This is a genomic window from Teichococcus deserti (assembly GCF_001982615.1).
GTDB lineage: Bacteria > Pseudomonadota > Alphaproteobacteria > Acetobacterales > Acetobacteraceae > Pseudoroseomonas > Pseudoroseomonas deserti.
This window is the reverse complement of record NZ_MLCO01000050.1, coordinates 1-24852: the sequence shown is the minus strand read 5'-3', so window position 1 is coordinate 24852 and position 24852 is coordinate 1. Positions and strand designations below refer to the sequence as shown.

The window sequence follows — 24852 nt, the reverse complement described above, 5'->3', positions numbered from 1 at the left end:
AGGCGTGCCCGGCGGGGGGGCTTCGGGCACGCCTGGCGTCGGCCCATTCAGCGGCGGCGGCGGGGGCGGCGCCTCGGGTCGCGGCGGCACCACTGGCGGGCCGGGATCGACGGTGGCGATCTGCGGCCCTTCGCCGCCGCCGGAGGGCGTTGCGCGGTTCTGCCAGTAGACATACCCGCCGACAGCGCCGCCGATCGCCAGCAGCGCCACCACGGGCAGCGTCCAGCCCAGGCCCGACCTGGGCCGCGCGGGGCGCGTCGCCGCCAGCGGCGTCCGGGCGGCCGGCGCCGGTGCCAGCGGGGTCACCGCCGCCGGCGCGCCGACCAGCGTGGCGTCGTCATCCAGCCCCGGCAGCGGCCCGGCGCCGGAGAAGCGCTTCTCGGTGCCGGCATCGGCAGCCTCGGCGATGGCGGCCGCGAAATCGGCGGCGCTCGCAAAGCGGTCCTCCGGCCGCTTGGCCAGGGCCCGGGCGATCACATCGTCGAAGGCGCGCGGCACCGAGACCGTCAGCAGCGACGGCGCCACCGGCTCGGTGTGCAGCGCCTTGTGCATGATGGCCGAGAAGCCGCCCTCGAAAGGCTTCTCTCCCGTCAGCAGCTGGTAGAGAACCGTGCCGGCGGCCCAGATATCGGCGCGGTGATCGGCCGCCTCGCCGCGCAGCTGCTCCGGCGCCATGGCGCTCGGCGTGCCCAGCACGGTGCCGAGCCGGGTGATCGCCTGGTCCTCCAGGCGCGAGATGCCGAAATCGGCGATCTTGATGCGGGGCGCGCCATTCTCGTCCGGCTCGGCCAGCATGATGTTGGCCGGCTTGATGTCCCGGTGCACCACGCCGCGCGCATGCGAATAGGCCAGCGCCTCCAGCACCTGCGCCATGATCCGCACGCTGTCGGCCAGCGGCGGTCGGCGGCCGCCATCCAGCAGCGCCTTCAGCGTGCCGCCGCCGACATGCTCCATGACGATCCAGGCCTGCTCGGCCGTCTCGCCATAGTCGTGGATGGCGACGATGGCCGGATGCGACAGCCGCCCCGCCGCCTGCGCCTCGCGCCGGAAACGTTGATGCACCTCCGCCGCCTCCGGCTCATGCGCCGGCGGCAGCTCGACCAGCTTGATGGCGACGGGGCGCGCGATCAGCCGGTCGAAGGCGTCCAGCACCACGCCCGTGGCGCCGCGGCCCAGCGTGCCGCGGATCTCGTATTTGGCGGCGATCGCCGACGGCACGGCTGGCTCGGACATGAGCCTCAGCCTGCGGCGCGGCGATGGCGGCGTCCAGTCTTCACGCGCAACGGACCCCCGGATTTGTGACCTGCGGCATGGCCGCCGCCGCATGGACCAGGCGGCAGGCCGCATCTAGCCTGCCGCCCGCACGCTTCTCAAGAGCTGTGCTGCATCAGGCGCGATCCTTCGCGCCCACAAGCAAGAGAGATCCGATGCCGCTCGCACGATCCGACGAGGTCCGCCGTCTCCAGGCCATGCTGAACGCCAAGCTGCGCCCGCCGCCGCATCTTGCCGTCGACGGCATCATCGGCCCGAAGACCCGCGCCGCCATGCGCGCCTATCAGAGCGCCCAGCAGTCCATTCCCGGCCATGGCGCCGAGCCGCGCGGTCTGGCCGTCGCCAATCCGGCGCAGCAGCACAGCGCCCCGCTCGCCGACGACGGCAGCGCGCCCTGGATGGCCATCGCCGAGGATGAGCTCGGCGTCACCGAAATCCCCGGCCGCCGCCACAACCCGCGCATCATCGAGTATCACATGACCACCGGCCTGCAGGCGCAGACCGACGAGGTCCCCTGGTGCGCCAGCTTCGTGAACTGGGTGATGCGCCAGGCCGGCTACGGCGGCACCAACAGCGCCGCCGCCAAGAGCTGGAAGGGCTATGGCTCGGCCTGCGGCCCGCGCTACGGCGCCATCACCGTCATCCGCCGCCGGCGCAGCGGGCATGACGCCTCGACCGGGTCGTCTTCCGGCTATCACGTCGGCTTCATGACGCAGCAGGGCTCGGGGCGGATCACGCTGCTGGGCGGCAACCAGGGGAACATGGTGAAGCTCTCCAACTTCAACCTCGCCAGCTACGACATCGAGGCGCAGCGGTGGCCCCGGTGATCGGCGCCTCGATGCGCGCGCCCTTGCTGGCGGCGCTGCTGCTGGCCTGCCCGCTGCTGGCCTCGGGCTGCGCGGCGCAGGCGCCCGCCCCGGCGCCCCGCGCGGCGGCGGCGGCCAGCACCAGCGGCATTCCGTCGGCGCTGCAGACGCAGTGGCAGGCCTTCCGCGCCGCGGTGCTGGCGGGCGATAACGCGGCGCTGGCCAGCATGACGCGGTTTCCGCTGGAAGTCGCCGGGACGCTGGACGACAGCGGGGTCCAGCGCATCGGCCAGGATCGCTTCGCCGCCACGCTGGCGAAAGTGCTGGGCCACGACAGCGGGCTCTCGCCGCGACAGCCGCAGACCAACCGTGACCTGGTCCAGCGCACCGAAAGTCTCGCCCAGGATCCGCGCAGGCCCACCGCGACCGATGATCAGGCCCGGGTTGGCGCGCTGGTCTTCTCGCGGATCGGCAGCCAGTGGAAGCTGACACGGGTCTATCTGGAAGATGAGTAAGAAGTAAGAAAGGTCGGGGGAAAGTATTCCCCCGAGACCCCCTTCTATTTCTATTCCACGATCATCTCCCTTGCGTGGGCGCGCGATCCGGGTCAGCCTTCCGCTGTCCAGGAACGAACCGGCGACGGCCCAAGGCCCGCCACCAGCAGGGGGAGCAGGCCCATGCCCGATCGGGGCCGCCGGGCGGCATGAACTACACCTTCGAATTCGCCCAGGTCTTCGCCGCCTGGGATGAGCTCGCCTATGGCGCGCTGCGCACGCTCTGGCTCTCGGCCGCCTCCATGGCGATCGGGCTGGTCGTCGCGGTGCTTGGCGCGCTGGCCAAGAACAACGGGCCGCGCGCGCTCCGCATCGCCATTGACGCCTATATCGAGCTGATCCGCAACACGCCCTTCCTGGTGCAGATCTTCATCGTCTTCTTCGGCCTGCCCGCCATCGGCATCCGGCTGGAAGCCGATCAGGCGGCGCTGCTGGCCATGGTGATCAATGTCGGCGCCTACGGCATCGAGATCATCCGCGCCGGCATCGAGAGCATCCATCACGGCCAGATCGAGGCCGGCCGTGCCCTTGGCCTGAAGCCGCTGCAGATCTTCCGCCTCGTCGTGCTGAAGCCGGCGATCCAGGCGATCTATCCCTCGCTGACCAGCCAGTTCATCCTGCTGATGCTGAATTCCAGCGTCTGCTCGGCGATCGCGGCGGCCGAGCTGACCGCGGCGGCCAACGACATCCAGGCCCGCAACTTCCGCAGCTTCGAGGTCTATTTCGTCGTCACCGGCATCTATTTCGCGATGTCCCTGTTGTTCTGGGGGATCTTCGCCGTCATCGAGCGCGCCTTCCTGCGCCAGCCGGCCGTGCGATAGGAGGCCGGCGATGCGCAGCTTCGGCCCCAACGAGGTCTTCTACATCCTGGCAGCCGTCCGCTGGACGCTGCTGCTGTCGATCGTCGCCTTCGCCGGCGGCAGCCTGGGCGGCGTCGTCGTCGCCCTGATGCGCGCCGGCAGCATCCGCGCGCTGCGCTGGATCGCCTTCGCCTACATCAAGATCTTCCAGGGCACGCCGCTGCTGATGCAGCTGGTGCTGGCCTTCTTCATCCCCGGCATCTTCGGCCTGGACGTCGATCCGTGGGCGGCGGCGGCCATCGGCCTGTCGCTGCATGCCAGCGCCTTCCTGGGCGAGATCTGGCGCGGCGCCATCGAGGTGGTGCCGCGCGGCCAATGGGAGGCCTCGGGCGCGCTCGGCCTGCGCTACTGGGCGCAGATGCGGCTGGTCATCGCGCCGCAGGCGATCCGCATCGCCATCCCGCCCAGCGTCGGCTTCCTGGTGCAGCTGATCAAGGCGACTTCGCTGGCCTCGATCATCGGCTTCGTCGAGCTGACCCGCGCGGCCCAGGTGATCAACAACGCCACCTTCCAGCCCTTCACCATCTTCGGCCTGGTGGGGCTGACCTATTTCATCATCTGTTGGCCGCTCTCGGCCTATAGCCGGCGGATGGAGCGGCGCCTGGCCGAGGCCAGCGCGCGCGCCTGACCGCCGGGTATCCAGACATAAACAGGGAGATTCCAGGATGACCTCTTTCACCCCCACCCGCCGCGGCTTCGGCGCCCTGGCCCTCGGCGCGACGGCCGCCTCGCTGCTGCCGCGCCTGGCGCTGGCCGCGACGCCGGACGACATCAAGAAGCGCGGCCGCATCCAGGTCGGCACGCTGACCGACTACCCGCCCTTCGGCGGCACCGACGACAAGCAGAACCCGGCCGGCTACGACGTCGATGTCGCCAACCTGCTGGCGAAAGCCATGGGCGTCGAGCTGCAGCTGGTTCCGGTCACCGGCCCCAACCGCATTCCCTTCCTGCTGACCAACAAGGTCGACATGCTGATCGCGACCTTCGGCATCACCGAGGAACGCTCGAAGCAGGTGCTGTTCTCCAACCCCTACAGCGCGCTGACCACCTATATCCTGGCGCCGAAGGGCACGCAGATCCGCAATGCCGAAGACCTGAAGGGTGTCCGCGTCGGCGTGGCCCGCGCCAGCACCCAGGACACCGCCGTCTCGGCCATCGCACCGCGCGAGGCGCGCATCATGCGCTTCGACGACGACGCCACCACCACCCAGTCGATCATCTCCGGCCAGACCCAGGCGATCGGCGCCAGCAACACCGTCCTCGCCCAGCTGACCGCCAGCTACCCCAACCTGCAGATCGAGCCGAAGTTCACCCTGCGGGCCCAGGCCAATGGCATGGCCTTCCGCAAGCAGGACGAGGCGCTGCGCGACTGGTCCAACGCCTTCATCAAGTCGATCACCGACAATGGCGAGCTCGCCGCCATCCACCAGCGCTGGTTCAAGGCGGCGATGGACCCGCTGCCGCCGATGCCGCAGTTCTGAGACGAGCCGGCGCGGCGCGCTACTCACGCCGCGCCGCCCGCAGCCGGGGGCAGGCCGCCACGGCGCTTTTCGCCGGGTTGCATTCGGCCTGCTCGTCTGGCGAGACCAGGCGGAAATGCACGCCCTGGCGGCCTGCCGTCTCGACGAAATCGAAGGCGCCGAGATAGGTGAAGGCGCCGTCCACCCGCTCGCCGCCGACATAGCTGCGCAGGCTGCGGACGGACCCTGCCGCGGCATCGTAGAAGAAGTCCTCGCCCAGCATGGTGACCACGGCGAGGCTGCCGCGCGGCGTGCGGTACAGGCTGACCCGGCTGTAGCCGCCGGCATCGGCGGCCGGCGTCACCGTCGCGTTGCCCGCCGGCCCGGCGAAGCGGAGGCGGCGGGCATATTCGCCGGGCAGCCCGGGCAAGGGATAGACATCCAGCGTCACCCGCGCCGCGGCGTCCGGCAGGGTCGCCGTCGCCGTGTAGGTCGGCAGATGCGGCAGCACCAGATGGTCCATGGCGCGGGCCACCAGTGAGGTCAGCAGCAGGCCGCCACCCGCCAGGAGGGCGGTGCCGAGCACCACCCTCCGCAGCCGCCGGGGCAGCCTCACTGCCAGTCGACCTTGCGGGTGACCGCCATCACCGCCGACAGCGCGGCGAAGAGGGCCAGTGCGCCGACCAGCAGGGCGTAGCTCTCCAGGCTGAGCACCACGTAGAGAAACCCGAAGAGCAGGCCGACCACCCCCGCGAAGACCGCAGCCATCCCCGGCCGCCGCGTCACTGCCGCGGTATGGCCAGTGGCCTGCAGCAGCACGGCGAGGGAGGCGATCAGATAGGCGGCGCCGAAGCCCAGCGGCTCGCCGATCGCCAGCAGCAGCAGCGGGAAGAGCAGCACCGAGCAGCCCATCAGCCCGTATTGCACCAGGTGGATGCGGGCCCGCGCCACCAGCTCGAAGCAGAGATAGGTGACGAAGGCCAGCGACAGGAACAGCATCGCGTATTTCGAGGCGCGGCTGACCATGCGATGCGTCGGCACGCTTTCCAGCAGGGTGACGCCGATGCCGTCGGGCTCGCCGCAGGCGCGCAGATTCTGCCGCAGCAGCAGCCCGCGGCCGCGCATCGACCAGTCGGCGGTGAAGCCGGCGGCGGTGACGTCGGAGCTCTGCGGCAGGGCCGCGCCGCCGAAGCTCGGGCTGGGCCAGGGCGCTTCCATGTGCAGGCGGGTCTGGCCGGCCAGCGGCAGCAGGTGCAGCCGGCTGGTGCCGCGCAGCTCCAGCGCCTGGGCGAAGCGCAGCTCGCGCCCGGCCTCCGGCGCCGCCTCCAGCCGCAGCGGCCAGCGCTGCGTCTCGGCGGGGCCGCAGAGACTAGGGTCGCCCGGAATGTCGCTGGCCGCCAGCGCCGTGCCGTCCACGGTCAGCCGCCCGCCGCCGGAGCGCAGCTCGGTGGCGCCGGTCAGCAGATAGGCCTCGCGCCACAGCAGCTCGGCATCGGCGACGCCCGGCACGGCGATCGGCGGCAAGGTCAGGCTGCCTTCGAGGGACAGCTGCGCGGTATAGACCGTGGTCTCGAAGACGCCGCGCTTGCGGGTCTCCGGCGCCAGCACGGCGCGGGCGTTGAGCTGGGTCGGCAGCAGCATGATCTCGCCGCGGCCGCGCTTCTCCGTCTGGCTGCCGGAGGAGGGCAGGGTGCCGACATAGGGCAGCACCAGCACCGGCCCCAGCACGCTCTGCGGCCGGCCCCAGCTGCGGCCGATCTCTTCCTCGACTTCCTGCTGGCGGTTCTGCCGCTCGCTGATGACGTCATCGACCAGGAGATGCGGCACCAGCAGCAGCAGGCCGAGCGTCAGCAGGCCGACCAGCTTGCGCGGCAGCGGCCCCAGCGTCGGGCGCGGCGGCGTCGGCACGGGGGGCGCGGTTTCCTCGGGCGGCGTTGGCAAAGGCGGGATCATGGCGTCCTCTCCGGCGAAGGTGATGCCGCCACCCTGGGACGCTCCCTTGCAGTGCCGAGGGAGGCGCCTTGCAGCCGCGCCGGATTTTTGGTGCAAATGCTGTGCAGGGCCCGGCCGGGCGGCTGCCTCACTCGCCGGACTGCCCATGCCCAAGGTTCTGGTCGTCGACGACGATCCGCATATCCGCAGCGTCCTCTGCTTCGCCCTCGCCCGCGACGGCTTCCAGACCGTCGAGGCCGCCGACGGGCTCGAGGCCCTGGCCCGCTTCGCCGAAAGCGCCCCCGATCTTCTCCTGCTCGATGTGCTGATGCCGGAGATGGACGGCACCGAGGTCTGCCGCCGCCTGCGCCGCAGCAGCGACGTGCCGGTCATTTTTCTGTCGTCCCGCGACGATGAGGTGGACCGCATCCTGGGCTTGGAGCTCGGCGGCGACGACTACGTCACCAAGCCCTTCAGCCCGCGCGAGGTGGTGGCGCGCGTCCGCGCCGTGCTCCGCCGGCTGCAGCCGCCCGGGCCCGAGGCGGCGGCCGACCCCGTGGTGCAGCGCGGTTCGCTGCGCCTGATCCCGGACCGCCTGGAGGTCTTCTGGGCGGAGGCGCCGGTGGTGCTGACGGTGACCGAATTCGCCATCCTGCGCGCCATGGCCGCCGCCCCCGGCAAGGTCTTCACCCGGGACGCGCTGATGACGGTCGCCTATCCGGACCGCCGCGTCGTCAGCGACCGCACCATCGACAGCCATGTCCGCCACATCCGCGCCAAGTTCGCGTCCCTCGGCGCCGAGCCGATCGGCACGGTGCATGGGCTCGGCTACCGCTTCCAGGCCGGATGATCATGCGCAAGCCGCGCATCCGCAGCCTGCTGCTGGCGGCCAACCTTCTGCTGCTGGCGCTGCCGCTGGGCGGGCTGTGGATGCTACGGCTATATGAGAGCGCGCTGGTCCGCCAGACCGAGAGCGAGCTGGTGGCGCAGGGCGCCGTCATCGCCGCCGCCTATCGCGCCGCCTGGCGCGGCCTGCCGGCGCCGCCGCTGCCGGAGGCGCGCGACTGGGCGCCGCGCGGCGCCTCGCTCGACCTGGCGCGCGACACCGTGCTGCCCGCCCCGCCCGAGGCGCTGCCGCCGATGCAGCCGCCCGAGCCCCAGGCCCAGCGCGCCGGCGCCCTGCTGCAGAGCGTGCTGGTCGAGACCCAGCTGGTGACGCTGGCCGCCATGCGCGTCATGGACCGCAACGGCACGGTGGTGGCCAGCAGCCGCGAGGAGCTCGGCCTGTCGCTGGCGGCGCAGCAGGAGGTGGCCCTCGCTTTGGCCGGCCATCCTGCCTCGGCGCTGCGGGCGCGGGTGCCGACGCGCTCGGTGCCGACCCATGCCAGCTCGATCAGCCGCGGCGCCGCCTTGCGCGTCTTCGTGGTGCAGCCGGTGCTGGAGCAGGGCGCGGTGATCGGCGCCGTGCTGCTGTCGCGCACGCCGGCGACGCTGGACCAGATCCTCTGGGGCAAGCGCTTCGAGATCGGCGGGCTGGTGCTGGCGGTGCTGCTGGCCGCCGGCGCGCTGGCCGTCTTCATCGCCTATACCGTCGGCCGGCCGATCCAGGCGGTGGCCGCCCAGGCGCGCGCCGTCGCCGCCGGCGCCCGCGTGCCGCTGGACCGCACCCGCCGCAGCGCCGTGCGCGAGGCCGACGAGCTCTGGGCCGCGATCACCGCCATGGCCGTCACCCTGGAGCAGCGGGCCGATTACATCGGCGCCTTCGCCGCCGAGGTCAGCCACGAGTTCAAGACCCCGCTGGCCGCCCTGCGCGGCGGGCTGGAGCTGCTGCAGGAGCACGGCGCCAGCATGACCGAGGCCGAGCGCGAGCGCTTCCTGGCCCAGGCCATGGGCGACGTGCTGCGGCTGGACCGGCTGGTGCGCCGCCTGCTGGAGCTGGCCCGGGCCGAGGCGCCGCAGCCCCGCGCCCCGGAGCGCTGCGCGCTTGCCGCCACCCTCGCCGCCATCGTCGAGCCCTATGCCGAGGCTGGCCTGCCGGTGACGCTGGCGGGCCCGGCGGTCGAGGTCGCCATCGGCCGCGACATGCTGCGCGAGGTGCTGGCCAATCTGCTGGACAATATCCGCCAGCATGCCGGGCCGGGCGCCGAATGCCGCATCAGCTGGGAGCCTGATGCGGCGCCTGGAAAGATCGGCATCCTGGTCGCCGACAATGGCCGCGGCGTCACCAGCGGCAATGCCCCCCGCATCTTCGACCGCTTCTTCACCACGGCGCGCAATGCCGGCGGCACCGGGCTCGGCCTGTCCATCGTGCGCAGCCGGCTGGAGGCCGCTGGCGGCCAGATCCGCCTGCTGCCCGAAGGCCCGGGCGCGCGCTTCCTGATCACCCTGCCCTTGGCGTGATGTAAAGTGAACTTGACATTTCGGGCGGCGTCGACTCATGTAAAGCATACTTTACATGAAAGGTCCCGCCATGCCCTATCTCCGCGAGTTCGGCCTCTGCCTGCTGGCCTACGGGCTGCTTCTGGCCGGGACCATCGCGCTGCTGCCCCAGCTCGAGGCGCCGGCGCTGCGCGGCGCCGTGGTGCTGATGCCGATGCTGCCGGTGGTCGCCATGGGCTGGGTCGTGCTGCGCCAGCTGCGCCGCATCGACGAGCTGCAGCGCCGCATCCAGCTGGAAGCCCTGGCCTTCGCCTTCGCCGGCACCGCCGTGCTCAGCCTCGGCCACGGCTTCCTGGAGCTTGTGGGCCTGCCGCGCCTGTCGATGTTCGCCGTCTGGCCCGTCATGGCCATCCTCTGGATCGTCGGGCTGCGGCTGGCAACGCGGCGCTACCGGTGAAGAACCAGGTCAAGGCGCTGCGCAGCGCCCGCGGCTGGTCGCAGGCGGAGCTCGGCGCCCAGCTCGGGGTGTCGCGGCAGACCATCAACGCCATCGAGGCGGACCGCTACGATCCGTCATTGCCGCTGGCGTTCAGGATCGCCAGGCTGTTCGCGCTGCGCATCGAGGAGATCTTCGAGGACAGCGAAGCCTCTGCCCCCTGAAGGAGGATCCGGTCTAGCGATCCGCCCGCTGCATCAGCGCCAGGCCGCGCAGGAAGGCGGCCTGGTCGCCCGCCGCGGCCTCGAACAGCGCGGCGCGGGCCAGGAACCAGTGGCCGTCCTCGCGCTGTTCCGCCAGGGCGCGTGCCATCCGCTCGGCCAGGCGGAAATGGCCACGCGCCAGCGCATGGGCGAAGAGCGCGCGGGGGTAGCGCACCAGCCTGCGCCGCGCGCGGTAGAGCGCCCAGAAGCCGGCCTCGTCCAGGATGCCTTCGGTGAAGCCGCGCATCACCGGCGCCAGGATGTCCATTTTCTGCAGGCTTTCGGCGAGCCCATGGCCGAGATGGCGGCAGCGCAGCAGGGTCAGCCCCGGCGCGGAGAGCCGGTCGGCGTGGCGACGATCCGGCGCGAAATGCGGGTCGTGCAGCAGCCAGATGCGGGCGGCCACCGCCAGCTCCTCGGCCGCGTCGCGGAAGGGCAACGCCCAGTCTCCGAGCGGATAGCGCGTCTCCCAGGGCACCAGGGCGCGGTCCAGCGTCGATTGGGGATCGATGGCGATGACGGTCGCGCCTGGCGACAGCGACGAGAAGACCAGGGCGCCGAAGCCCCCCTTGGAGCTGCCGGCGAAGACGACGCGGTCGAAGCCGCGGAAGAAACCCGCGTCGCGCAGGCGCAGAAGCGCATCGTGCAGCGCTGGCTCGCGGAACCAGACCGGGCGCAGCGAGGCGATGCCCAGGATCGACCAGCCGTTCTGGATGGCGAAGCGCCAGCCCCAGGGTTCCGGCTGCCCGTCGCGGCCGCGATGCGGCTTCAGATGGTCGAAGGTCACCTGCAGCACCCGCCCGCCCGGCTGGAAGCGCAGCAGATGGTCGCCGGTCGCGATCTGCCAGGGGGCGTCGGGCGCCATCAGGGTGCGGCGGTGTCGATGCTGACGACGACCGACATGCCGGGCGCCAGCGATGCCGCCAGCGGCTGGCCGGGATCGATCGAAATCCGCACCGGCAGCCGTTGCGCGACTTTCGTGAAATTGCCCGTCGCGTTGTCGGCGCGGATCACGCTGAATTCCGATCCGGTGGCCGGGGAGAAGCGCTCGATATGGCCGGTCAGGCGGGCATGGCGCAGCGCGTCGACGGTGAAGCTCGCCGCCTGGCCGGGCCGCATGCCGGAGAGCTGCGTCTCCTTGAAATTGGCGACCACCCAGGGGTTGCCGGGGACCAGCGCCGCCAGCTGGCTGCCGGCGCTGACATATTGGCCGAGGCGGACGCCGATCTCGCCCAGCCGCCCGTCCTGTGGCGCCAGGATGCGGGTGTTCTGCAGGTCGATCTCGGCCAGGCGCAGAGCTGCCTCCGCATTCTCGATGCCGGCCGCCAGCGAGGTGCGGTTGACGCGGACCGTCTGCAGATCCTGGCGCGCCACTTCCAGCGTGGTCTCGGCCTGCTGCAGCGTGGCCTGTGCCTGGGCCAGGGAAGCGCGCGCCTGGTCGGCGGCGCTCTGCGTCGAGACGCCGCGGCCGAGCAGCGCCTCGACCCGGCGGTCGGTGGATTGCGCCGTCTCCAGCGCGGTGCGCGCGGCGGCAAGGCCCGCCTGGGCGGCCTCGATGCGGGCCTCGGCGGCGGCCTCCGACTGGGTGGCATTGGCCAGGTTGGCGCGCTGCACCGCCAGCGCCGCCTGCGACTGGCGCAGGCGCTGGGCATAGATGCGGTCGTCGATCTGCACCAGCAGGTCGCCGGCATGGACGCTCTGGAAGTCGGCCACCGGCACGGCGGTGACATAGCCGGCCAGCTGCGGGCTGATCACCGTCACCTGGCCGCGCACATAGGCATTCTCGGTGGTCTGCACGGCGCTTTCGAAGGGCGGCAGGCGCCAGGCGTAGAGCACCGCCAGGGCGCCGGCGATGCCGACCAGGACGATGGCGACGGTGCGGCTGAGATGCAGGGCTTTGGCCATGGTCGTCGTTCTATGCCGGGCTGCGGGCGCGGGCGCGCCACTGGCCGAAGCCAGCGTGGAGGAGGAGGGCGATCAGCGCCAGCACGGCCAGCGCCGCCACCAGCAGGAAGGCGTCGTTATAGGCCAGCACATTGGCTTCCCGCGTCGCGGTCTGCGCCAGCAGCGCCAGGCCCTCGGCGTTCAGCAGGCGGCCGTCGGTCAGGACATGGCCATAGGCGCCGGACAGCTGGCGGACGCGCTCGGCGACCTGGGGGTTGGTCAGGACGATCTGCTCGACGATCTGGCTGCTGTGGAACTTCTCCCGCAGCGTCACAAAGGTGCCGAACAGGGCGCTGCCCAGCAGCCCGCCCAGGCTCTGGGTGAACAGGAACACGGTCAGGAAGCTGGTGATATAGGTCGGGCCGCGGCGCATGGTGCGGGTCAGCCCGTCCAGCGTCGCCGGCGGCAGGAACAGCGCGCCGCCGAAGGCGATCAGCGCCTGCGACAGCAGCATGTTGTCCGGCCGGGTCAGGCTGGTCGCCTGGCTGTCCATGAAGGCGCCGAGCGCGATGCAGCCCAGCGCCACCGCATGCAGCGGCGCCACCCGCTCGGGCTTCAGCAGCGCGCCGCAGAGCAGCCCGCCGGCGACGCTGGCGGCCAGGATGACGGCATAGAGGCCGGCGCTCTGTTCGTTCAGCAGGCCGAGCGTCTGGAACAGGCCGAAGGCGCCGGAGGTCTGCTCCGACAGCACGATGCGGAAGACCAGCAGCGTGCCGGTCAGGCGCAGGATCTCGGGGCTGCCGAGCCAGCGGAAATCCATCAGCGGCGTCTCGCGCGTCAGCTCGACGGCAATGGCCAGCGCGATGCAGAGCACGGCCGCGGCCAGGCAGGCGCCGATCCAGGGCGCCTCGAACCACCAGTAGAGCCGGCCCAGCGCCAGCACCACGGCGAGCAGCCCGAAGCCGGCGGCGACCAGCGGATAGCTGACGAAGTCCAGCCAGTGCAGCACCTTGGCCCGCGGCACCGGGGTCAGCGGCAGCAGCCAGGCGGTGGCCAGCGCCATCAGCGCCAGCCCGACCTCCAGCACGTAGAGCCCGTGCCATTGCTCGATCTCGAGCAGCGGCGGCGAGATCAGCCGCGCCACGGTCGGCATGGCGGAGGAGAGCGTCAGCGCCAGGCTCAGCCCCCAGCTCATCTTCCTCGCCGGCGGAAAGGCGTCGAGCATGTAGAGGAAGGCGAGGGAGGAGATCGGCGAGGCGGCGCAGCCGGCCAGGAAGCGCACCGCGACGGCCGAGCCGAGGTCATAGGTCACCAGATGCAGCAGCGAGGCGGCGACGAAGACACCCAGGCTGATCTCGGCGAAGCGGCGCAGGCCGATCTGGGTGCGGATCTTGGTCAGCAGGATGGTCAGGCTGACATTGGGCGCCATATAGGCGGCGATCAGCCAGCTGGTCTCGTTCAGCGTGGCGCCCAGCGCGCCCTGGATCTGGCTGGTATTGGCCGCCACCAGGTTCATGCCCAGCCCCTGGGTGGTCCAGAGCAGCACTGAGGCGGCGATGCACAGGACCGTCCGCCGCAGCGTCGGATCCGGCGGAAGGGCCGGGGGCAGGCTCGGGGGCAGGCTCGGGGGCGCGCTATCGCTCATGGGAACGCGGGGCGGCGCCCATCGCCTCGATGGACTGCACCAGCCTCGCCAGGACGCGGCTGGCGGTGGCCAGGTCGTCCTCGGCGATGTCGGCCAGCAGTTCCACGCGCAGCTCGGCGATCAGCTGCTCGAGCTCGGCGACGGTGGGGGCGGCCGCCTCGGTGATGGCCACCAGCTTGGCGCGGCGGTCGCCGTCGACGGCATGGCGGGCGATCAGCCCCTGCTTCTCCAGCCCGTCCAGCAGCCGCACCACGGTCGGATGCTCGAGCTCCAGAACCAGGGCGAGCTCGCCCTGGCGGGTGGCGCCGTGCTGGCGCAGATGCAGCAGCAGCCGGGCGCGGGCCAGCGTCAGGCCGCGCTTGCGGACGATGGCGTCGAATAGGGTGCGCAGCTTGCGGCCGGAGACCGAGAGATCGGTCAGGAAGGCCGCGCGCAGGGCGGATTCAGCGGGGTCTGTCGCCATCTCATATGTAGCTTGCTAACTATTTGCATCGCAACATAAGGCGCGGCGCCGCCAGCGGCAAGGTAACGAGCTCAGCCGGCCAGGCGGTGCAGCCCCGCAAGCAGCGCCTGGGGTGCCGGCAGGGCGTGGCGGTCCATCTCGGCCAGCAGCCAGCGGGCATGGACCAGGCGGACGCGCACCGGCATGCGGGGCAGGCGCAACAGCTGCGCCAGCGCCGTGCGGTGCCGGCCGCCGAGCAGCCGCAGGATCTCGCCGTCGGGGCCGATGGCGATGCCGACCTCGCCCTCGCGCCGCTCGATGGCGGCGCTGCGCAGGGGGGAGGCGGCGAAGCGACGGTCCAGGGCGTCGCGGGCCAGGAAGCCCTCGCTGCGGATGCGACCGGCCAGGGCGCGGTAATGCGCGAAATAGGCGTCGACCAGTGCCGGCGTTGCCAGGCGGACGGCGTTGCGCTGCTCCGGCCGGCCCTCGTCGATGCGCGAGAGCATGTAGCGGTAGATCGGGCTGTCCTGCAGCGGGCGGCCGTCATCCATCAGCGCCGCCATCTCCTGCTGCACCACGCTGCCGGCCAGCGGCTCGCGCGCCGCCGACCAGTCGCCGCCATCGAGGAAAAGCTGCGCCAGCCGCAGCGTGCGGCGGCCGTCGGTCACCGTGTCCATCAGCTGCCAGCGCAGCCGGGCCGGGTCGAGCTCCAGCCGCAGGCGGGTGCCGAAATAGCGCTCGGCATGGGCCAGCGGCAGGGCGCCTGCCTGGCCGCTGCCGAGGCGCCGCGCGGTCCAGCCGAGCCGCCAGGGGAACAGCGGCGCCCGGGCCAGGAAGGGGGCGGTGGCGCGGGACCATTGACGGGCAAGCGGCCGCAGCGGCGCCGCGCGCCAGCCACCGCCGTCCCCCGGGCCGCCGGCGACCGGCCGGTAGGCGGTCATCGGCGCCGCCATGTCGTGCCGGCGCGGCAAGGGGCTGGGCAGGGCGTCGGGCATCAGGCGCCGCAGGGCTCCGGAAAGGGATGACGCCCATGACATGCCGGCGCCATGCACCTGTTACCCGGGTGACTGGGTGGCGGCCAGCCTTTTTGCTGCGCTGCCGAGAGCCGGCCCTAGGCGCGGGTCGGCGCGTGTTGCAATCGGCTGCAGGTTAATCCTAAGCTTCCGGCGAGCCAGGCCGACAGAGCTTTTGGCCCAGAGGGATTCCGAGGGAGATGCTGATGCGCCATAGCGCAAACGGGCAGGGCTGCGTCATGCCCGCGCCGCACCGCGCCGCGGGCGACCGCTGAACGATGGCGACGGTCGATATCCGGGACGTCCGCAAGAATTTCGGCAGCACTGCCATCCTGCATGGCGTCAACGTGGACATCGCGGATGGCGAGTTCGTCGTGCTGGTCGGGCCTTCGGGCTGCGGCAAGTCGACGCTGCTGCGGATGATCGCGGGGCTCGAGAACATCTCGGGCGGCGAGGTCTCGATCGGCGGGCGCGTGGTCAACGACGTGCCGCCGAAGGACCGGGACATCGCCATGGTGTTCCAGAACTACGCGCTCTACCCGCATATGACGGTGCGGGACAACATGGCCTTCTCGATGAAGCTGGCCAAGGCGCCGGCCGAGGTCATGGAGAACGAGGTCAAGCGCGCCGCCCGCATCCTCGGGCTGGAGGCGCTGCTGGATCGCTATCCGCGGCAGCTGTCGGGCGGGCAGCGGCAGCGCGTCGCCATGGGCCGCGCCATCGTCCGCCACCCGCAGGTCTTCCTGTTCGATGAGCCGCTGTCCAATCTCGACGCCAAGCTGCGCGTGCAGATGCGGGCCGAGATCAAGGACCTGCACCAGCGGCTGAAGACGACGACGATCTACGTCACGCACGACCAGATCGAGGCCATGACCATGGCCGACAAGATCGTGGTCATGCATGGCGGGCACGTGGAGCAGATCGGCGCGCCGCTGGAGCTGTATGACCGGCCGGCCAATGTCTTCGTGGCCGGCTTCATCGGCTCGCCGGCGATGAACCTGCTGCCGGGGGTGGTGCAGGGCGGCGCCTTCCAGCCGGATGGCGGTGGGCCGGCCTGGCCCTTGCCGCCGGATGCGCGGGCCTCGGAGGGCCAGCGCGCGACCTATGGCTTCCGCCCCGAGCATCTTTCGCTGCTGGGCGAGGGCATTCCCGTCGCCGTGACGCTGATCGAGCCGACGGGTTCCGAGACGCAGGTGAGCGGCCGCGCGGGCGGTGCTTCCGTCACCGGTGCGTTCCGCGAGCGCATCACCGCGCGCGTCGGCGAGACGATCCACGTGATGCCCGACCCGGCCCTGGCCCATTTGTTCCATGGCGAGACCGGCCAGCGTTTGAACGCTGCCTGACAGAAATAGATGGGGGTCCGGGGGAATACCTTCCCCCGGCCTTTCTTAAATTAAGGCGAGACACCGATTGAACGGTGCCGCCCGTCTGGAGGACGACGAGAATGCATGACCTGACCCGTCGTGGCGCCCTGGGCCTGGGCGCCGGCGCCCTGGCCGCCGGGATGGCGGTGCCTGGCCGCGCCCGCGCCGCCATTCCCATGGGCAATGCGACGCCGCCTGCCCATGCCGTCGAGAAGGGCGCCACGCTGCGCGTGCTGCGCCCGACCAAGTTCGTCGATGCCGACGAGACGGTGTTCCGCGAGAACACTGCCAAGTTCACCGCGCAGACCGGCGTGCAGGTGCGCGTGGACTTTGCCGGCTGGGAGGACCTCCGCCCGCAGACCGCAGTCGCCGCCAATACCGGCGCCGGCCCCGACGTGGTGGTGGCCTGGGCCGACGACCCGCATATCTATGCCGACAAGGTGCTCGATCTCACCGAGCTCGCCGGCTATCTCGGCCAGAAGTATGGCGGCTGGCTGGCGCTGCCGCAGCGCTTCGGCAAGAAGTGGGGCACGGAGCAGTGGGTGGCGCTGCCGATGGGCGGCTCGGGCGGCCCCTGCGTCTACCGCATCTCCTGGCTGAAGGAGGCGGGCTATGACAGCCTGCCGACCGACCACGAGAATTTCCTCAAGGCCTGCCAGGCGCTGAAGAAGAACGGCCATCCGGCCGGCTTCGCGCTGGGCAATGCGGTGGGCGACGGCAATGCCTATTGCAACTGGCTGCTGTGGAGCCATGGCGGCATGGTGGTCGACGAGTCCGGCAAGGTCGCGATCAACAGCCCGCAGACGCTCAATGCGCTGAAATATGCCAAGGAGCTGTACCAGACCTTCATCCCCGGCACGCTGTCCTGGGGCGACATCAACAACAACCGCGCCTATGCGGCGGGCGAGATCGGGCTGACGCAGAACGGCGTCTCCATGTATTTCTCGCTGAAGAACGACCCGAAGACCGCCGCCATCGCCGAGGATACCGGCATGGCGCGCATGCCCTTCGCCCCTGGCGGCAAGATGGCCGAGAACGTGCTGCTGCTGAACGCCATGGTGTTCAAGCACACGCGCTTCCCCAATGCCGCCAAGGAATATCTGCGCTTCATGATGGAAGCCGAGCAATACGACACCTGGCTGACCGGCTGCGGCGGCTATTGGTCGCATCCGCTGGCCGCCTATGCCGAGAGCCAGGTGTGGAAGGGCGATCCGAAGCTCGCCGTCTATCGCGACACCAACACGGTGGAGTTCTGGTCGGGCTACAAGGGGCCGATCAGCCAGGCCTCGGGGTCGGTGGCGGCGGATTACGTGGTGGTGCAGATGTTCGCCGCCGCCTCCTCCGGCCAGTCGACGCCGGAGGAAGCGGTGCGCGAGGCCGAGCGCCGCGCCCGCCGCTACTACCGCTGAGCGCTTGATGGCGCGCCTTGATGCCGCCGCGGGGGAGACCCCGCGGCCGGCTTGCCCGAAGCTGTCGGTCAGGGAGACTGACTGAATGTCCGCAAGCTCACCCTCGGCCCCGCGCGGCCAGGACCTGCCGCCGGCGACCAACTGGCGGCGGCCGCAGATCAACCAGGGCTGGCTGGCGCGGCTGCTGGATTCCAAGACCTTCCTGATCATCGCCTGCCTGACGCCGGCGCTCGGCCTGCTGATGGTTTTCTTGACGTATCCGCTGGGGCTCGGCATCTGGCTGGCCTTCACCGACACGCATATCGGCCGCGGCGGCGTGTTCGTCGGCTTCGAGAATTTCGAATCCCTCTGGTATGACTGGGTCTTCTGGGGGGCGGTGTTCTACACGGTCTTCTACACCACGGTCGCGACGGTGCTGAAATTCGGCCTGGGGCTGTGGCTGGCGCTGCTGCTGAACGAGAACGTGCCGTTCAAGTCGCTGCTGCGCGCCATCATCCTGCTGCCCTGGATCGTGCCGACGGTGCTGTCCGCCATCGCCTTCTGGTGGATGTTCGACGCCCAGTTCTCGATCATCTCCTACATCCTCGTCGACGTGCTGGGGTGGCGCGACACCTATATCGACTTCCTCGGCACGCCCTGGCATGCGCGGTGGTCGCTGGTCTTCGCCAATGTGTGGCGCGGGATTCCCTTCGTCGCCATCAGCCTGCTGGCGGGGCTGCAGACCATCTCGCCCTCGCTGTATGAGGCGGCGCTGCTGGACGGCGCCTCGAGCTGGCAGCGCTTCACCCGGATCACGGCGCCGCTGCTGATGCCGATCCTGGCGGTGGTGCTGACCTTCTCGGTTCTGTTCACCTTCACCGACTTCCAGCTCGTCTATGCCATCACCCGCGGCGGGCCGATCAACTCGACGCATCTGATGGCGACGCTGGCCTTCCAGCGCGGCATCCCGGGCGGGCAGCTGGGCGAGGGCGCGGCGATCGCGGTCTCGATGATCCCCTTCCTGATCCTCGCCACCCTCTTCAGCTATTTCGCGCTGGCTCGCCGCAAGTGGCAGCAGGGAGAAGCCAATGACTAAGGCCGCGACCGCCGATGACGGCAGCGCTCTGCTCTCCTGGCAGTCCCGCCAGCGCCGGGTGGTGACCGTCTATGTCCCGCTACTGATTTTTGTCTTCATCCTGCTGTTCCCTTTCTATTGGATGACGATCACGACGTTCAAGCCGAACGCCGAGCTCTACGACTACAAGAACTTCAACCCGTTCTGGGTGGCGGCGCCGACGCTGGCGAACATCAAGAAGCTGCTGTTCGAGACCAGCTATCCGCATTGGCTGTTCACCACCATGCTGGTGGCGGTCTGCTCGACGGTGCTGTCGCTGGTCTCCTCGGTGCTGGCGGCCTATGCGATCCAGCGGCTGCGCTTCAAGGGCTCGGCCTATGTCGGGCTGGCGATCTACATCGCCTATCTCGTGCCGCCCTCGATCCTGTTCATCCCGCTGGCGACCATGGTCTTCCAGCTCGGGCTGTTCGACAGCCCGATGGCGCTGATCCTGACCTATCCGACCTTCCTGATCCCCTTCTGCACCTGGCTGCTGATCGGCTATTTCAAGTCGATCCCCTATGAGCTGGAGGAATGCGCGCTGATCGACGGCGCCACCCGGCTGCAGATCCTGCGGCAGATCACCCTGCCGCTGGCCGTCCCCGGCCTGATCAGCGCGGGCATTTTTTCTTTCACCTTGTCCTGGAACGAGTTCATCTACGCCCTCGCGTTCATTTCCTCGTCCGAGAACAAGACGGTGCCGGTGGCCATCCTGACGGAGCTGGTTCAGGGCGACGTCTACCAGTGGGGCGCGCTGATGGCGGGCTCGCTGCTCGGCTCGCTGCCGGTCGCGATCTTCTATTCGTTCTTCGTCGACTACTACGTTTCCTCCCTCACCGGGGCGGTGAAGGAATGAGACGCGCGGCGGGATGCGTCCCGCCGCGAAACCCTGGCCACGCCCTGGAGAAACAAAGTTGCCCAAGAATGTGTTGAAGGCTCGCCTGGCGGCGGGCGAGCAGGTCTACGGCGCCTGGGTCGGCACCGGCGCCACGGTCAATGCCGAGATCATGGGCCATATCGGCTATGACTTCCTGGTCATCGACCACGAGCATGGCCTGGGCGAGCTCAGCCAGGCGGTGGACTCGCTGCGCGCGGCGGAAGCCGGCGGAACGCCCTGCATCGTCCGCGCCCCCTGGAACGACCAGGTCTGGCTGAAGCGCATCCTCGATGCCGGCGGCAATTCCATCATGATCCCCTCGGTCGAGAATGCCGAGGAGGCGCTGGCCGCCATCCGCGCCTGCCGCTATCCGCCGCACGGCACCCGCGGCTATGCCGCCAGCGTGGTGCGCGGCTCGCGCTACGGGCTGGAGACCGGCTATGCCCATGCCGCCAAGGACGAGACCCTGGTCATCCTGCAGATCGAGAGCGGGGCGGCGGCGGAGCAGGCGGAGAAGATCTGCGCGCTGGACGGCATCGACGTCGTCTTCATCGGCGTCAACGACCTTGCCTGCTCGCTCGGCTACATGGAGCAGCTGGACCATCCGGAAGTGCGCCGCGTGGTGACGAAGCTCGAGGACGTCATCCTCGCCTCCGGCAAGCCGATGGGCACGGTGCCGAATGCGGGCGCCGATTGGCGCAGCCTGTTCAAGCGCGGCTACAAGCTGGTGGTCGGGCCGCATGACGGCGCCATGCTGCGCGATTCCGCGCGCAATGCCTGGGCCGACTACCAGTCCTTCAAGGCCGGCCGCTGATGCAGGCCCTGGTCGAGGCCCTGCGCCAGGCGCTGGGCCCGGCCGCGGTGCTGGCGGGGGCCGATGTCCCCGCCCGCAACGAGAAGGACTGGTCCACCCTGCCGCCGCAACGCCCGGCGCTGGTGATCCGCCCGACCGACACGGCGGGCGTCGCCACCGCGATGCGGCTCTGCGGAGAACATGGCCGCGCGCTGGTGCCGCAGGGCGGGTTGACCGGCCTCTGCGGCGGCGCCCGGCCGGAGGAGGGCGGCATCGCCCTGTCGCTGGAGCGGATGACCGGCATCCTGGAGATCGACCCGGCGGCCGCCAGCATGACCGTGCTGGCGGGGACGCCGCTGCAGGCGATCCAGCAGGCCGCCGACGAGGCCGGGTTCTTCATCCCGCTCGACCTCGGCGCCCGCGGGTCCTGCGCCATCGGCGGCAATCTGTCGACCAATGCCGGCGGCAACCGCGTCATCCGCTACGGCATGGCGCGGGAGATGGTGCTGGGGCTGGAGGCGGTGCTGGCCGACGGCACCGTGGTCGGCAACCTCAACAAGATGCTGAAGAACAATGCCGGCTATGACCTGAAGCACCTGTTCATCGGGGCGGAGGGCACGCTCGGCATCATCACCCGCGTGGTGCTGCGGCTGTTCCCGAAGCCGGGCTGCACCATGGCGGCGCTCTGCGCGCTGGACCGCTACGACCAGGTGCTGGACCTGCTGGCCGGCGCCCGGCGCGGGCTGGGGCCGCTGCTCTCGGCCTTCGAGGTGATGTGGCCCGACTATTGGGACGTCGTCACCCGCCAGGTGCCGGGGGTGCGCAGCCCGGTGGGCAGCGGCCACGGCTTCTACGTGCTGGTCGAGGCCCAGGGCATGGAGGAGGCGATCGACGCCCCCCGCTTCCAGTCCTGGCTGGAGACCCAGGCCGAGGCGGGCGTGGTGGTCGATGCGGCGGTGGCCCAGTCGATCGCCGATGTGAAGGCCTTCTGGCGGGTGCGCGACGCCTGCGCCGAATTCCCCCAGGTGCTGGGCCCGCACGAGCCCTTCGATATCGGCCTGCCGGTCGGCGCCATGGACGACTACGTGGTCCAGTGCAAGTCGGCGCTGGAGGCGGCGCTGCCCGGCGTGGTGGCGCTGTTCTACGGCCATATCGGCGACGGCAACCTGCATATCGTGGCTTGCCTTCCCGGCGCGGTGCCGCAGCCGCGTGACGCCATCGTCGAGATCGTCTACGATGTCGTCAGGACGTTTGGCGGCACGGTCTCGGCCGAACATGGCATCGGCCTCACCAAGAAGCCGTATCTCGGCTATGTCCGCACGCCGGCCGAGATCGCGTTGATGCAGCGGCTGAAGGCGGCGCTCGACCCTCAGGGGCTGATCAATCCGGGGAAGGTCATCTAGGTCCTCCTCTTGCCGCCGGAAGGGAATGGTTTCACCATATCCGCCGGCTTAGCTACCGCCTGGTGGAAGTCGTCGGGTTTGCCGGCCATGAGGCCGGGCCGCGGACGGCTACGCCTGCCTGTTGCCAGCCCTGTCTTATCATCATACCTTCGGACGAGGGTGGGGAAACGGCGTGGCGCGGTTCAAGAACCTCTATGGCCAGGTGGTGGACACGCTGGGGCGGCAGATCGCCACCGGCCAGATGCCGGTCGGCCCCATGCCCAGCGAGCCGCTGCTGGCCGAGCGCTGCGGCGTCAGCCGGGTGGTGCTGCGCGAGGCCATCAAGGCATTGGCGGCCAAGGGCATGGTCTCGGTCGGCCCCAGCATCGGCACCCGCGTGCTGCCGCGCGACAACTGGGCGCTGCTCGACCCGCAGGTGCTGGAATGGCATGCCGGCAGCGACCTGAACCGCGCGACCCTGGCCGATCTGGTCGAGCTGCGCCGCATCATCGAGCCGGAGGCGGCACGCCTGGCCGCCCATCGCGCCACCGCCGAGGACCTGGCCAATATCCGCCTGGCCTTCCGCCGCATGGAGGCCTCGCTGGGCAGCGAGCAAGACTATGCGCTGGCCGATGCCGGCTTCCACACCGCGGTGCTGCTGGCCTCGCACAACCAGTTCCTGTGCCAGCTGCGCGGGGCGCTGCAGCAGCTTCTGAAGCTGGGTTTCTCGCTGTCCTCGCGGCATCCCGACGCCACCGCGTCGACGCTGCCCTATCACGAGGCGCTGCTGCTCTGCCTGGAGCGGCGCGACGGTGAGGCGGCGGCCGAGGCGGTGCAGCGGCTGATCGCCCGCAACCTGCGCCATCTGCGCGGCATGCTGGGCGAGGATTTCGGCGATGGCCTGCTGGCGCCCCTGACCGACGAACAGAACAACGAGGAAACGCTGCGGCATGCTTCATGAGATCCAGGGCAGCCACATCATCGCGCAGACGCCCTTCGACGACCGCGGCGCGGTGGATGCCGCCAGCATCGACAGCCTGGTCGCCTTCTATCTGAAGCATGGCGCGGACGGCTTCGTCGTCGGCGGCGTCAGCGGCGAGGGCGGCAAGCTGACCGCCGCCGAGGCCGAGCTGGTCACCCGCCGCTTCATCGCGGGCGCCGCGGGCAAGCCGGTGATCGTCGGCGTCAGCAATCCGGGCACGGCGCAGCTGGCCCAGCTGACCGCCCAGGCGATGGATCTGGGCGCCGCCGGCGTGATGATCGCGCCCCCCGCCGGGCTGCGGACGGAGGAGGAGCTTCTTTCCTATTTCGCCACCGTCTTTGGCCTGATCGGCGATGTCCCCGTCGTGCTGCAGGACTTCCCGGGCTCGACCGGCGTCTGGATGTCGGTGCCCTCGATCCTGAAGCTGATCGAGGCGCATCCGCAGATCCAGGTGGTCAAGCAGGAGGACCTGCCCAGCCTCGAGAAAATCTCCCGGCTGCGCGCCGGCGGAGGGCGGCGCGTCGCCATCCTCACCGGCAACAACGGCCTTTATCTGCCGCAGGAGCTCGGCCGCGGCATCGACGGGCCGATGGCCGGCTTCTCCCATCCCGAGATGCTCTCGGGCGTCTGGCGGCTGCACCAGAAGGGCGAGGTCGAGGCGGCGCATGACCTTTTCGATTGCTACCTGCCGCTGCTGAACTACGAGGCCCAGGGTTTTTGGGGCGTTGCCGCCCGCAAGGAGGTGCTGCGCCGGCGCGGCGCCATCCGGCATGCCACCATGCGCCAGCCCGGCCCGAAGCTGACCGCCCGCCATCAGGCCGAGCTCGACCTGCTGGTCCGCCGCGTCGAGCGTGCGGTGGCCGCCCGTGGGTGACGCCGTCATGACCACCGAAGCCGCCCTCGCTGCCATCCGCAGCCTGCTCGGCCCCCGTGGCGTGGTCGAGGACGCGCGCGACCAGGCGCCCTATCTGGAAGAACCCCGGAAGCTCTTTCCAGGCCGCGCCGCACTGGTGACCCGCCCGGCCGATCGCGACCAGCTGGCCGGGGTGCTGCGGCTCTGCCATGCCGCGCGCCTGCCGGTGATCCCGCTGGGCGGCCGCACCGGCCTGGTCGGCGGCACCACCAGCCAGGAGGGCCCGCCGCCCGTCCTGATCAGCCTGGAGCGGCTGAACCGCATCCTCGCGCTGGACGCCAAGGCCATGACCATGACGGTCCAGGCCGGCTGCATATTGGAGAACATCCACCGCGCCGCCGAGGCCGAGGGGCTGCTCTTCCCGATCAATCTCGGCGCCCGCGGCAGCTGCATGATCGGCGGCAATATTTCCACGAACGCCGGCGGCATCCAGGTGCTGCGCTACGGCAATACCCGCGACCTGGTGCTGGGGCTGGAGGTGGTGCTGCCCGACGGCGAGATCTGGGACGGGCTGCGCGCGCTGCGCAAGGACAATACCGGCTACGACATGAAGCAGCTGTTCATCGGCGCCGAGGGGACGCTGGGCGTGGTCACCGCCGCCGTGCTGCGCCTCTTCCCCAGGCCGGAGGAGGTGCAGACTGCCTTCCTGGCGCTGCCGGACGCTGCCGCCGCCATCGGCCTCTATGCCCTGGCGCAGCGGCTGTCGGGCGGCACGCTCTCGGCCTTCGAGCTGATCCAGCGCTTCGGCGTCGAGATCTCCTGCCGGTTCGGCGGCGGCGTCGATCCGCTGTCGGCGCCGGCGCCCTGGTATGTGCTGCTGGAAATGTCCGGCGCCGCCGACGGGTCGCTGCGCGCGACCTTGGAGGCGCTGCTGGAGGCGGCGATGGAGCAGGGACTGGTCCTCGACGGCACCATCGCCGAGAGCAGCGCTCAGGCTGCCTCCCTCTGGCACCTGCGTGAAGCCCTGGTTGACAGCCAGCAATTCGAGGGCGCCAGCATCAAGCATGACATCGCCGTGCCGATCTCGCTGGTGCCGGATTTCCTGGTGCAGGCCGGAGCGGCGGCGCTGGCCGTGATCCCGACCGCCCGGCTG

At 70.5% G+C, this 24852-nt stretch carries 26 protein-coding genes; 18 read left to right on the top strand and 8 right to left on the bottom strand.

What is annotated here, in order from left to right:
- Positions 1 to 1233, bottom strand: a 1233-nt coding sequence (locus BKE38_RS06740; RefSeq protein ID WP_165694131.1) for a serine/threonine-protein kinase, incomplete at its 3' end; no start/stop codon positions are given.
- 194 nt (positions 1234 to 1427) lie between these two features.
- On the opposite strand from BKE38_RS06740, the gene BKE38_RS06735 reads away from it, so the two are divergent.
- The 5 genes from BKE38_RS06735 (at position 1428) to BKE38_RS06715 (ending at position 4973) form a co-directional block, all read left to right on the top strand.
- The gene (locus tag BKE38_RS06735) at positions 1428 to 2099 is read left to right on the top strand and encodes an NlpC/P60 family protein (RefSeq protein WP_076956593.1); all 672 of its coding nucleotides are present in this window, start codon (positions 1428 to 1430) and stop codon (positions 2097 to 2099) included.
- Positions 2087 to 2593, top strand: a complete 507-nt coding sequence (locus BKE38_RS06730) for a hypothetical protein (RefSeq protein ID WP_076956592.1) — start codon at positions 2087 to 2089, stop codon at positions 2591 to 2593. The genes BKE38_RS06735 and BKE38_RS06730 overlap by 13 nt, the downstream gene beginning before the upstream one ends.
- A 188-nt stretch (positions 2594 to 2781) precedes the next feature.
- On the top strand, positions 2782 to 3453 hold the full coding sequence (locus BKE38_RS06725) for an amino acid ABC transporter permease (protein WP_076956591.1): 672 nt from the start codon (positions 2782 to 2784) through the stop codon (positions 3451 to 3453).
- 10 nt (positions 3454 to 3463) lie between these two features.
- The gene (locus BKE38_RS06720) at positions 3464 to 4120 is read left to right on the top strand and encodes an amino acid ABC transporter permease (protein ID WP_076956590.1); all 657 of its coding nucleotides are present in this window, start codon (positions 3464 to 3466) and stop codon (positions 4118 to 4120) included.
- 37 nt (positions 4121 to 4157) lie between these two features.
- A complete protein-coding gene (locus BKE38_RS06715; protein WP_076956589.1) occupies positions 4158 to 4973 on the top strand; it encodes a transporter substrate-binding domain-containing protein in 816 nt (271 codons plus the stop codon).
- 19 nt (positions 4974 to 4992) lie between these two features.
- Here BKE38_RS06715 and BKE38_RS06710 read toward each other — a convergent pair whose 3' ends face one another.
- Together BKE38_RS06710 and creD are read right to left on the bottom strand one after the other, a co-directional pair.
- Complete coding sequence (locus BKE38_RS06710) at positions 4993 to 5568, bottom strand: hypothetical protein (RefSeq protein ID WP_131829503.1); 576 nt, start codon at positions 5566 to 5568, stop codon at positions 4993 to 4995.
- Complete coding sequence (creD, locus tag BKE38_RS06705) at positions 5565 to 6905, bottom strand: cell envelope integrity protein CreD (protein ID WP_165694130.1); 1341 nt, start codon at positions 6903 to 6905, stop codon at positions 5565 to 5567. Before creD ends, BKE38_RS06710 begins: the two co-directional genes overlap by 4 nt.
- Positions 6906 to 7050: 145 nt before the next feature.
- Here creD and BKE38_RS06700 point away from each other — a divergent pair, with 145 nt between their 5' ends.
- Genes BKE38_RS06700 through BKE38_RS06685 form a run of 4 tightly spaced genes read left to right on the top strand, consistent with a single transcriptional unit; the run spans position 7051 to position 9923 of the window.
- Positions 7051 to 7734: a response regulator transcription factor gene (locus tag BKE38_RS06700; RefSeq protein ID WP_076956586.1), complete on the top strand. Its 684-nt coding sequence runs from the start codon at positions 7051 to 7053 to the stop codon at positions 7732 to 7734.
- 2 nt (positions 7735 to 7736) lie between these two features.
- On the top strand, positions 7737 to 9284 hold the full coding sequence (locus tag BKE38_RS06695) for a sensor histidine kinase (RefSeq protein WP_076956585.1): 1548 nt from the start codon (positions 7737 to 7739) through the stop codon (positions 9282 to 9284).
- Between the two features lie 55 nt (positions 9285 to 9339).
- Positions 9340 to 9720, top strand: a complete 381-nt coding sequence (locus BKE38_RS06690; protein WP_076956584.1) for a hypothetical protein — start codon at positions 9340 to 9342, stop codon at positions 9718 to 9720.
- A complete protein-coding gene (locus BKE38_RS06685) occupies positions 9717 to 9923 on the top strand; it encodes a helix-turn-helix transcriptional regulator (protein ID WP_076956583.1) in 207 nt (68 codons plus the stop codon). The genes BKE38_RS06690 and BKE38_RS06685 overlap by 4 nt, the downstream gene beginning before the upstream one ends.
- A gap of 13 nt (positions 9924 to 9936) precedes the next feature.
- Here the strand turns inward: BKE38_RS06685 and BKE38_RS06680 are convergent, their stop codons facing one another.
- From BKE38_RS06680 to BKE38_RS06660, 5 genes are all read right to left on the bottom strand, one after another.
- Complete coding sequence (locus tag BKE38_RS06680; protein WP_076956582.1) at positions 9937 to 10827, bottom strand: hypothetical protein; 891 nt, start codon at positions 10825 to 10827, stop codon at positions 9937 to 9939.
- Positions 10827 to 11867 carry an HlyD family secretion protein gene (locus BKE38_RS06675; protein ID WP_076956581.1) on the bottom strand — a complete coding sequence of 347 codons (1041 nt, stop codon included), beginning with the start codon at positions 11865 to 11867 and terminating at the stop codon, positions 10827 to 10829. Before BKE38_RS06675 ends, BKE38_RS06680 begins: the two co-directional genes overlap by 1 nt.
- Before the next feature lie 10 nt (positions 11868 to 11877).
- Complete coding sequence (locus BKE38_RS06670; protein WP_242662244.1) at positions 11878 to 13392, bottom strand: efflux MFS transporter permease; 1515 nt, start codon at positions 13390 to 13392, stop codon at positions 11878 to 11880.
- Positions 13393 to 13480: 88 nt separating this feature from the next.
- Entirely contained in the window at positions 13481 to 13954 is a 474-nt protein-coding gene (locus BKE38_RS06665) for a MarR family transcriptional regulator (RefSeq protein WP_076956579.1), read from the bottom strand.
- Positions 13955 to 14025: 71 nt separating this feature from the next.
- On the bottom strand, positions 14026 to 14928 hold the full coding sequence (locus BKE38_RS06660; protein WP_076956578.1) for a hypothetical protein: 903 nt from the start codon (positions 14926 to 14928) through the stop codon (positions 14026 to 14028).
- 296 nt (positions 14929 to 15224) lie between these two features.
- Between BKE38_RS06660 and BKE38_RS06655 the strand changes: the two genes are divergently transcribed.
- The 9 genes from BKE38_RS06655 to BKE38_RS06615 all read left to right on the top strand — a co-directional run.
- Entirely contained in the window at positions 15225 to 16289 is a 1065-nt protein-coding gene (locus BKE38_RS06655; protein ID WP_076956577.1) for an ABC transporter ATP-binding protein, read from the top strand.
- 101 nt (positions 16290 to 16390) lie between these two features.
- On the top strand, positions 16391 to 17719 hold the full coding sequence (locus BKE38_RS06650; protein ID WP_076956576.1) for an ABC transporter substrate-binding protein: 1329 nt from the start codon (positions 16391 to 16393) through the stop codon (positions 17717 to 17719).
- 85 nt (positions 17720 to 17804) lie between these two features.
- Positions 17805 to 18794 carry a carbohydrate ABC transporter permease gene (locus BKE38_RS06645; RefSeq protein ID WP_207553513.1) on the top strand — a complete coding sequence of 330 codons (990 nt, stop codon included), beginning with the start codon at positions 17805 to 17807 and terminating at the stop codon, positions 18792 to 18794.
- The gene (locus tag BKE38_RS06640) at positions 18787 to 19668 is read left to right on the top strand and encodes a carbohydrate ABC transporter permease (protein WP_076956575.1); all 882 of its coding nucleotides are present in this window, start codon (positions 18787 to 18789) and stop codon (positions 19666 to 19668) included. The genes BKE38_RS06645 and BKE38_RS06640 overlap by 8 nt, the downstream gene beginning before the upstream one ends.
- Positions 19669 to 19726: 58 nt before the next feature.
- On the top strand, positions 19727 to 20503 hold the full coding sequence (locus BKE38_RS06635) for an HpcH/HpaI aldolase family protein (RefSeq protein ID WP_207553512.1): 777 nt from the start codon (positions 19727 to 19729) through the stop codon (positions 20501 to 20503).
- Positions 20503 to 21885: an FAD-binding oxidoreductase gene (locus BKE38_RS06630; RefSeq protein WP_076956573.1), complete on the top strand. Its 1383-nt coding sequence runs from the start codon at positions 20503 to 20505 to the stop codon at positions 21883 to 21885. The genes BKE38_RS06635 and BKE38_RS06630 overlap by 1 nt, the downstream gene beginning before the upstream one ends.
- 172 nt (positions 21886 to 22057) lie before the next feature.
- Positions 22058 to 22825, top strand: a complete 768-nt coding sequence (locus BKE38_RS06625; RefSeq protein ID WP_131829502.1) for a FadR/GntR family transcriptional regulator — start codon at positions 22058 to 22060, stop codon at positions 22823 to 22825.
- The gene (locus BKE38_RS06620) at positions 22815 to 23720 is read left to right on the top strand and encodes a dihydrodipicolinate synthase family protein (protein WP_076956572.1); all 906 of its coding nucleotides are present in this window, start codon (positions 22815 to 22817) and stop codon (positions 23718 to 23720) included. The genes BKE38_RS06625 and BKE38_RS06620 overlap by 11 nt, the downstream gene beginning before the upstream one ends.
- A gap of 7 nt (positions 23721 to 23727) precedes the next feature.
- Positions 23728 to 24852 (top strand): FAD-binding oxidoreductase (locus BKE38_RS06615; protein ID WP_076956571.1); only part of this gene is annotated, 1125 nt, incomplete at its 3' end.

Excerpts from the sequence above, each read along its gene's own strand:
- BKE38_RS06725 (WP_076956591.1), top strand. The coding sequence starts at position 2,782 with ATGAACTACACCTTCGAATTCGCCCAGGTCTTCGCCGCCTGGGATGAG.
- BKE38_RS06620 (WP_076956572.1), top strand. The coding sequence starts at position 22,815 with ATGCTTCATGAGATCCAGGGCAGCCACATCATCGCGCAGACGCCCTTC.
- BKE38_RS06720 (WP_076956590.1), top strand. The coding sequence starts at position 3,464 with ATGCGCAGCTTCGGCCCCAACGAGGTCTTCTACATCCTGGCAGCCGTC.
- BKE38_RS06660 (WP_076956578.1), bottom strand. The coding sequence starts at position 14,928 with ATGCCCGACGCCCTGCCCAGCCCCTTGCCGCGCCGGCACGACATGGCG.
- BKE38_RS06640 (WP_076956575.1), top strand. The coding sequence starts at position 18,787 with ATGACTAAGGCCGCGACCGCCGATGACGGCAGCGCTCTGCTCTCCTGG.
- BKE38_RS06695 (WP_076956585.1), top strand. The coding sequence starts at position 7,737 with ATGCGCAAGCCGCGCATCCGCAGCCTGCTGCTGGCGGCCAACCTTCTG.
- BKE38_RS06675 (WP_076956581.1), bottom strand. The coding sequence starts at position 11,867 with ATGGCCAAAGCCCTGCATCTCAGCCGCACCGTCGCCATCGTCCTGGTC.
- BKE38_RS06680 (WP_076956582.1), bottom strand. The coding sequence starts at position 10,827 with ATGGCGCCCGACGCCCCCTGGCAGATCGCGACCGGCGACCATCTGCTG.
- BKE38_RS06630 (WP_076956573.1), top strand. The coding sequence starts at position 20,503 with ATGCAGGCCCTGGTCGAGGCCCTGCGCCAGGCGCTGGGCCCGGCCGCG.
- BKE38_RS06655 (WP_076956577.1), top strand. The coding sequence starts at position 15,225 with ATGGCGACGGTCGATATCCGGGACGTCCGCAAGAATTTCGGCAGCACT.
- BKE38_RS06650 (WP_076956576.1), top strand. The coding sequence starts at position 16,391 with ATGCATGACCTGACCCGTCGTGGCGCCCTGGGCCTGGGCGCCGGCGCC.
- creD (WP_165694130.1), bottom strand. The coding sequence starts at position 6,905 with ATGATCCCGCCTTTGCCAACGCCGCCCGAGGAAACCGCGCCCCCCGTG.
- BKE38_RS06700 (WP_076956586.1), top strand. The coding sequence starts at position 7,051 with ATGCCCAAGGTTCTGGTCGTCGACGACGATCCGCATATCCGCAGCGTC.
- BKE38_RS06645 (WP_207553513.1), top strand. The coding sequence starts at position 17,805 with ATGTCCGCAAGCTCACCCTCGGCCCCGCGCGGCCAGGACCTGCCGCCG.
- BKE38_RS06715 (WP_076956589.1), top strand. The coding sequence starts at position 4,158 with ATGACCTCTTTCACCCCCACCCGCCGCGGCTTCGGCGCCCTGGCCCTC.
- BKE38_RS06690 (WP_076956584.1), top strand. The coding sequence starts at position 9,340 with ATGAAAGGTCCCGCCATGCCCTATCTCCGCGAGTTCGGCCTCTGCCTG.
- BKE38_RS06735 (WP_076956593.1), top strand. The coding sequence starts at position 1,428 with ATGCCGCTCGCACGATCCGACGAGGTCCGCCGTCTCCAGGCCATGCTG.
- BKE38_RS06665 (WP_076956579.1), bottom strand. The coding sequence starts at position 13,954 with ATGGCGACAGACCCCGCTGAATCCGCCCTGCGCGCGGCCTTCCTGACC.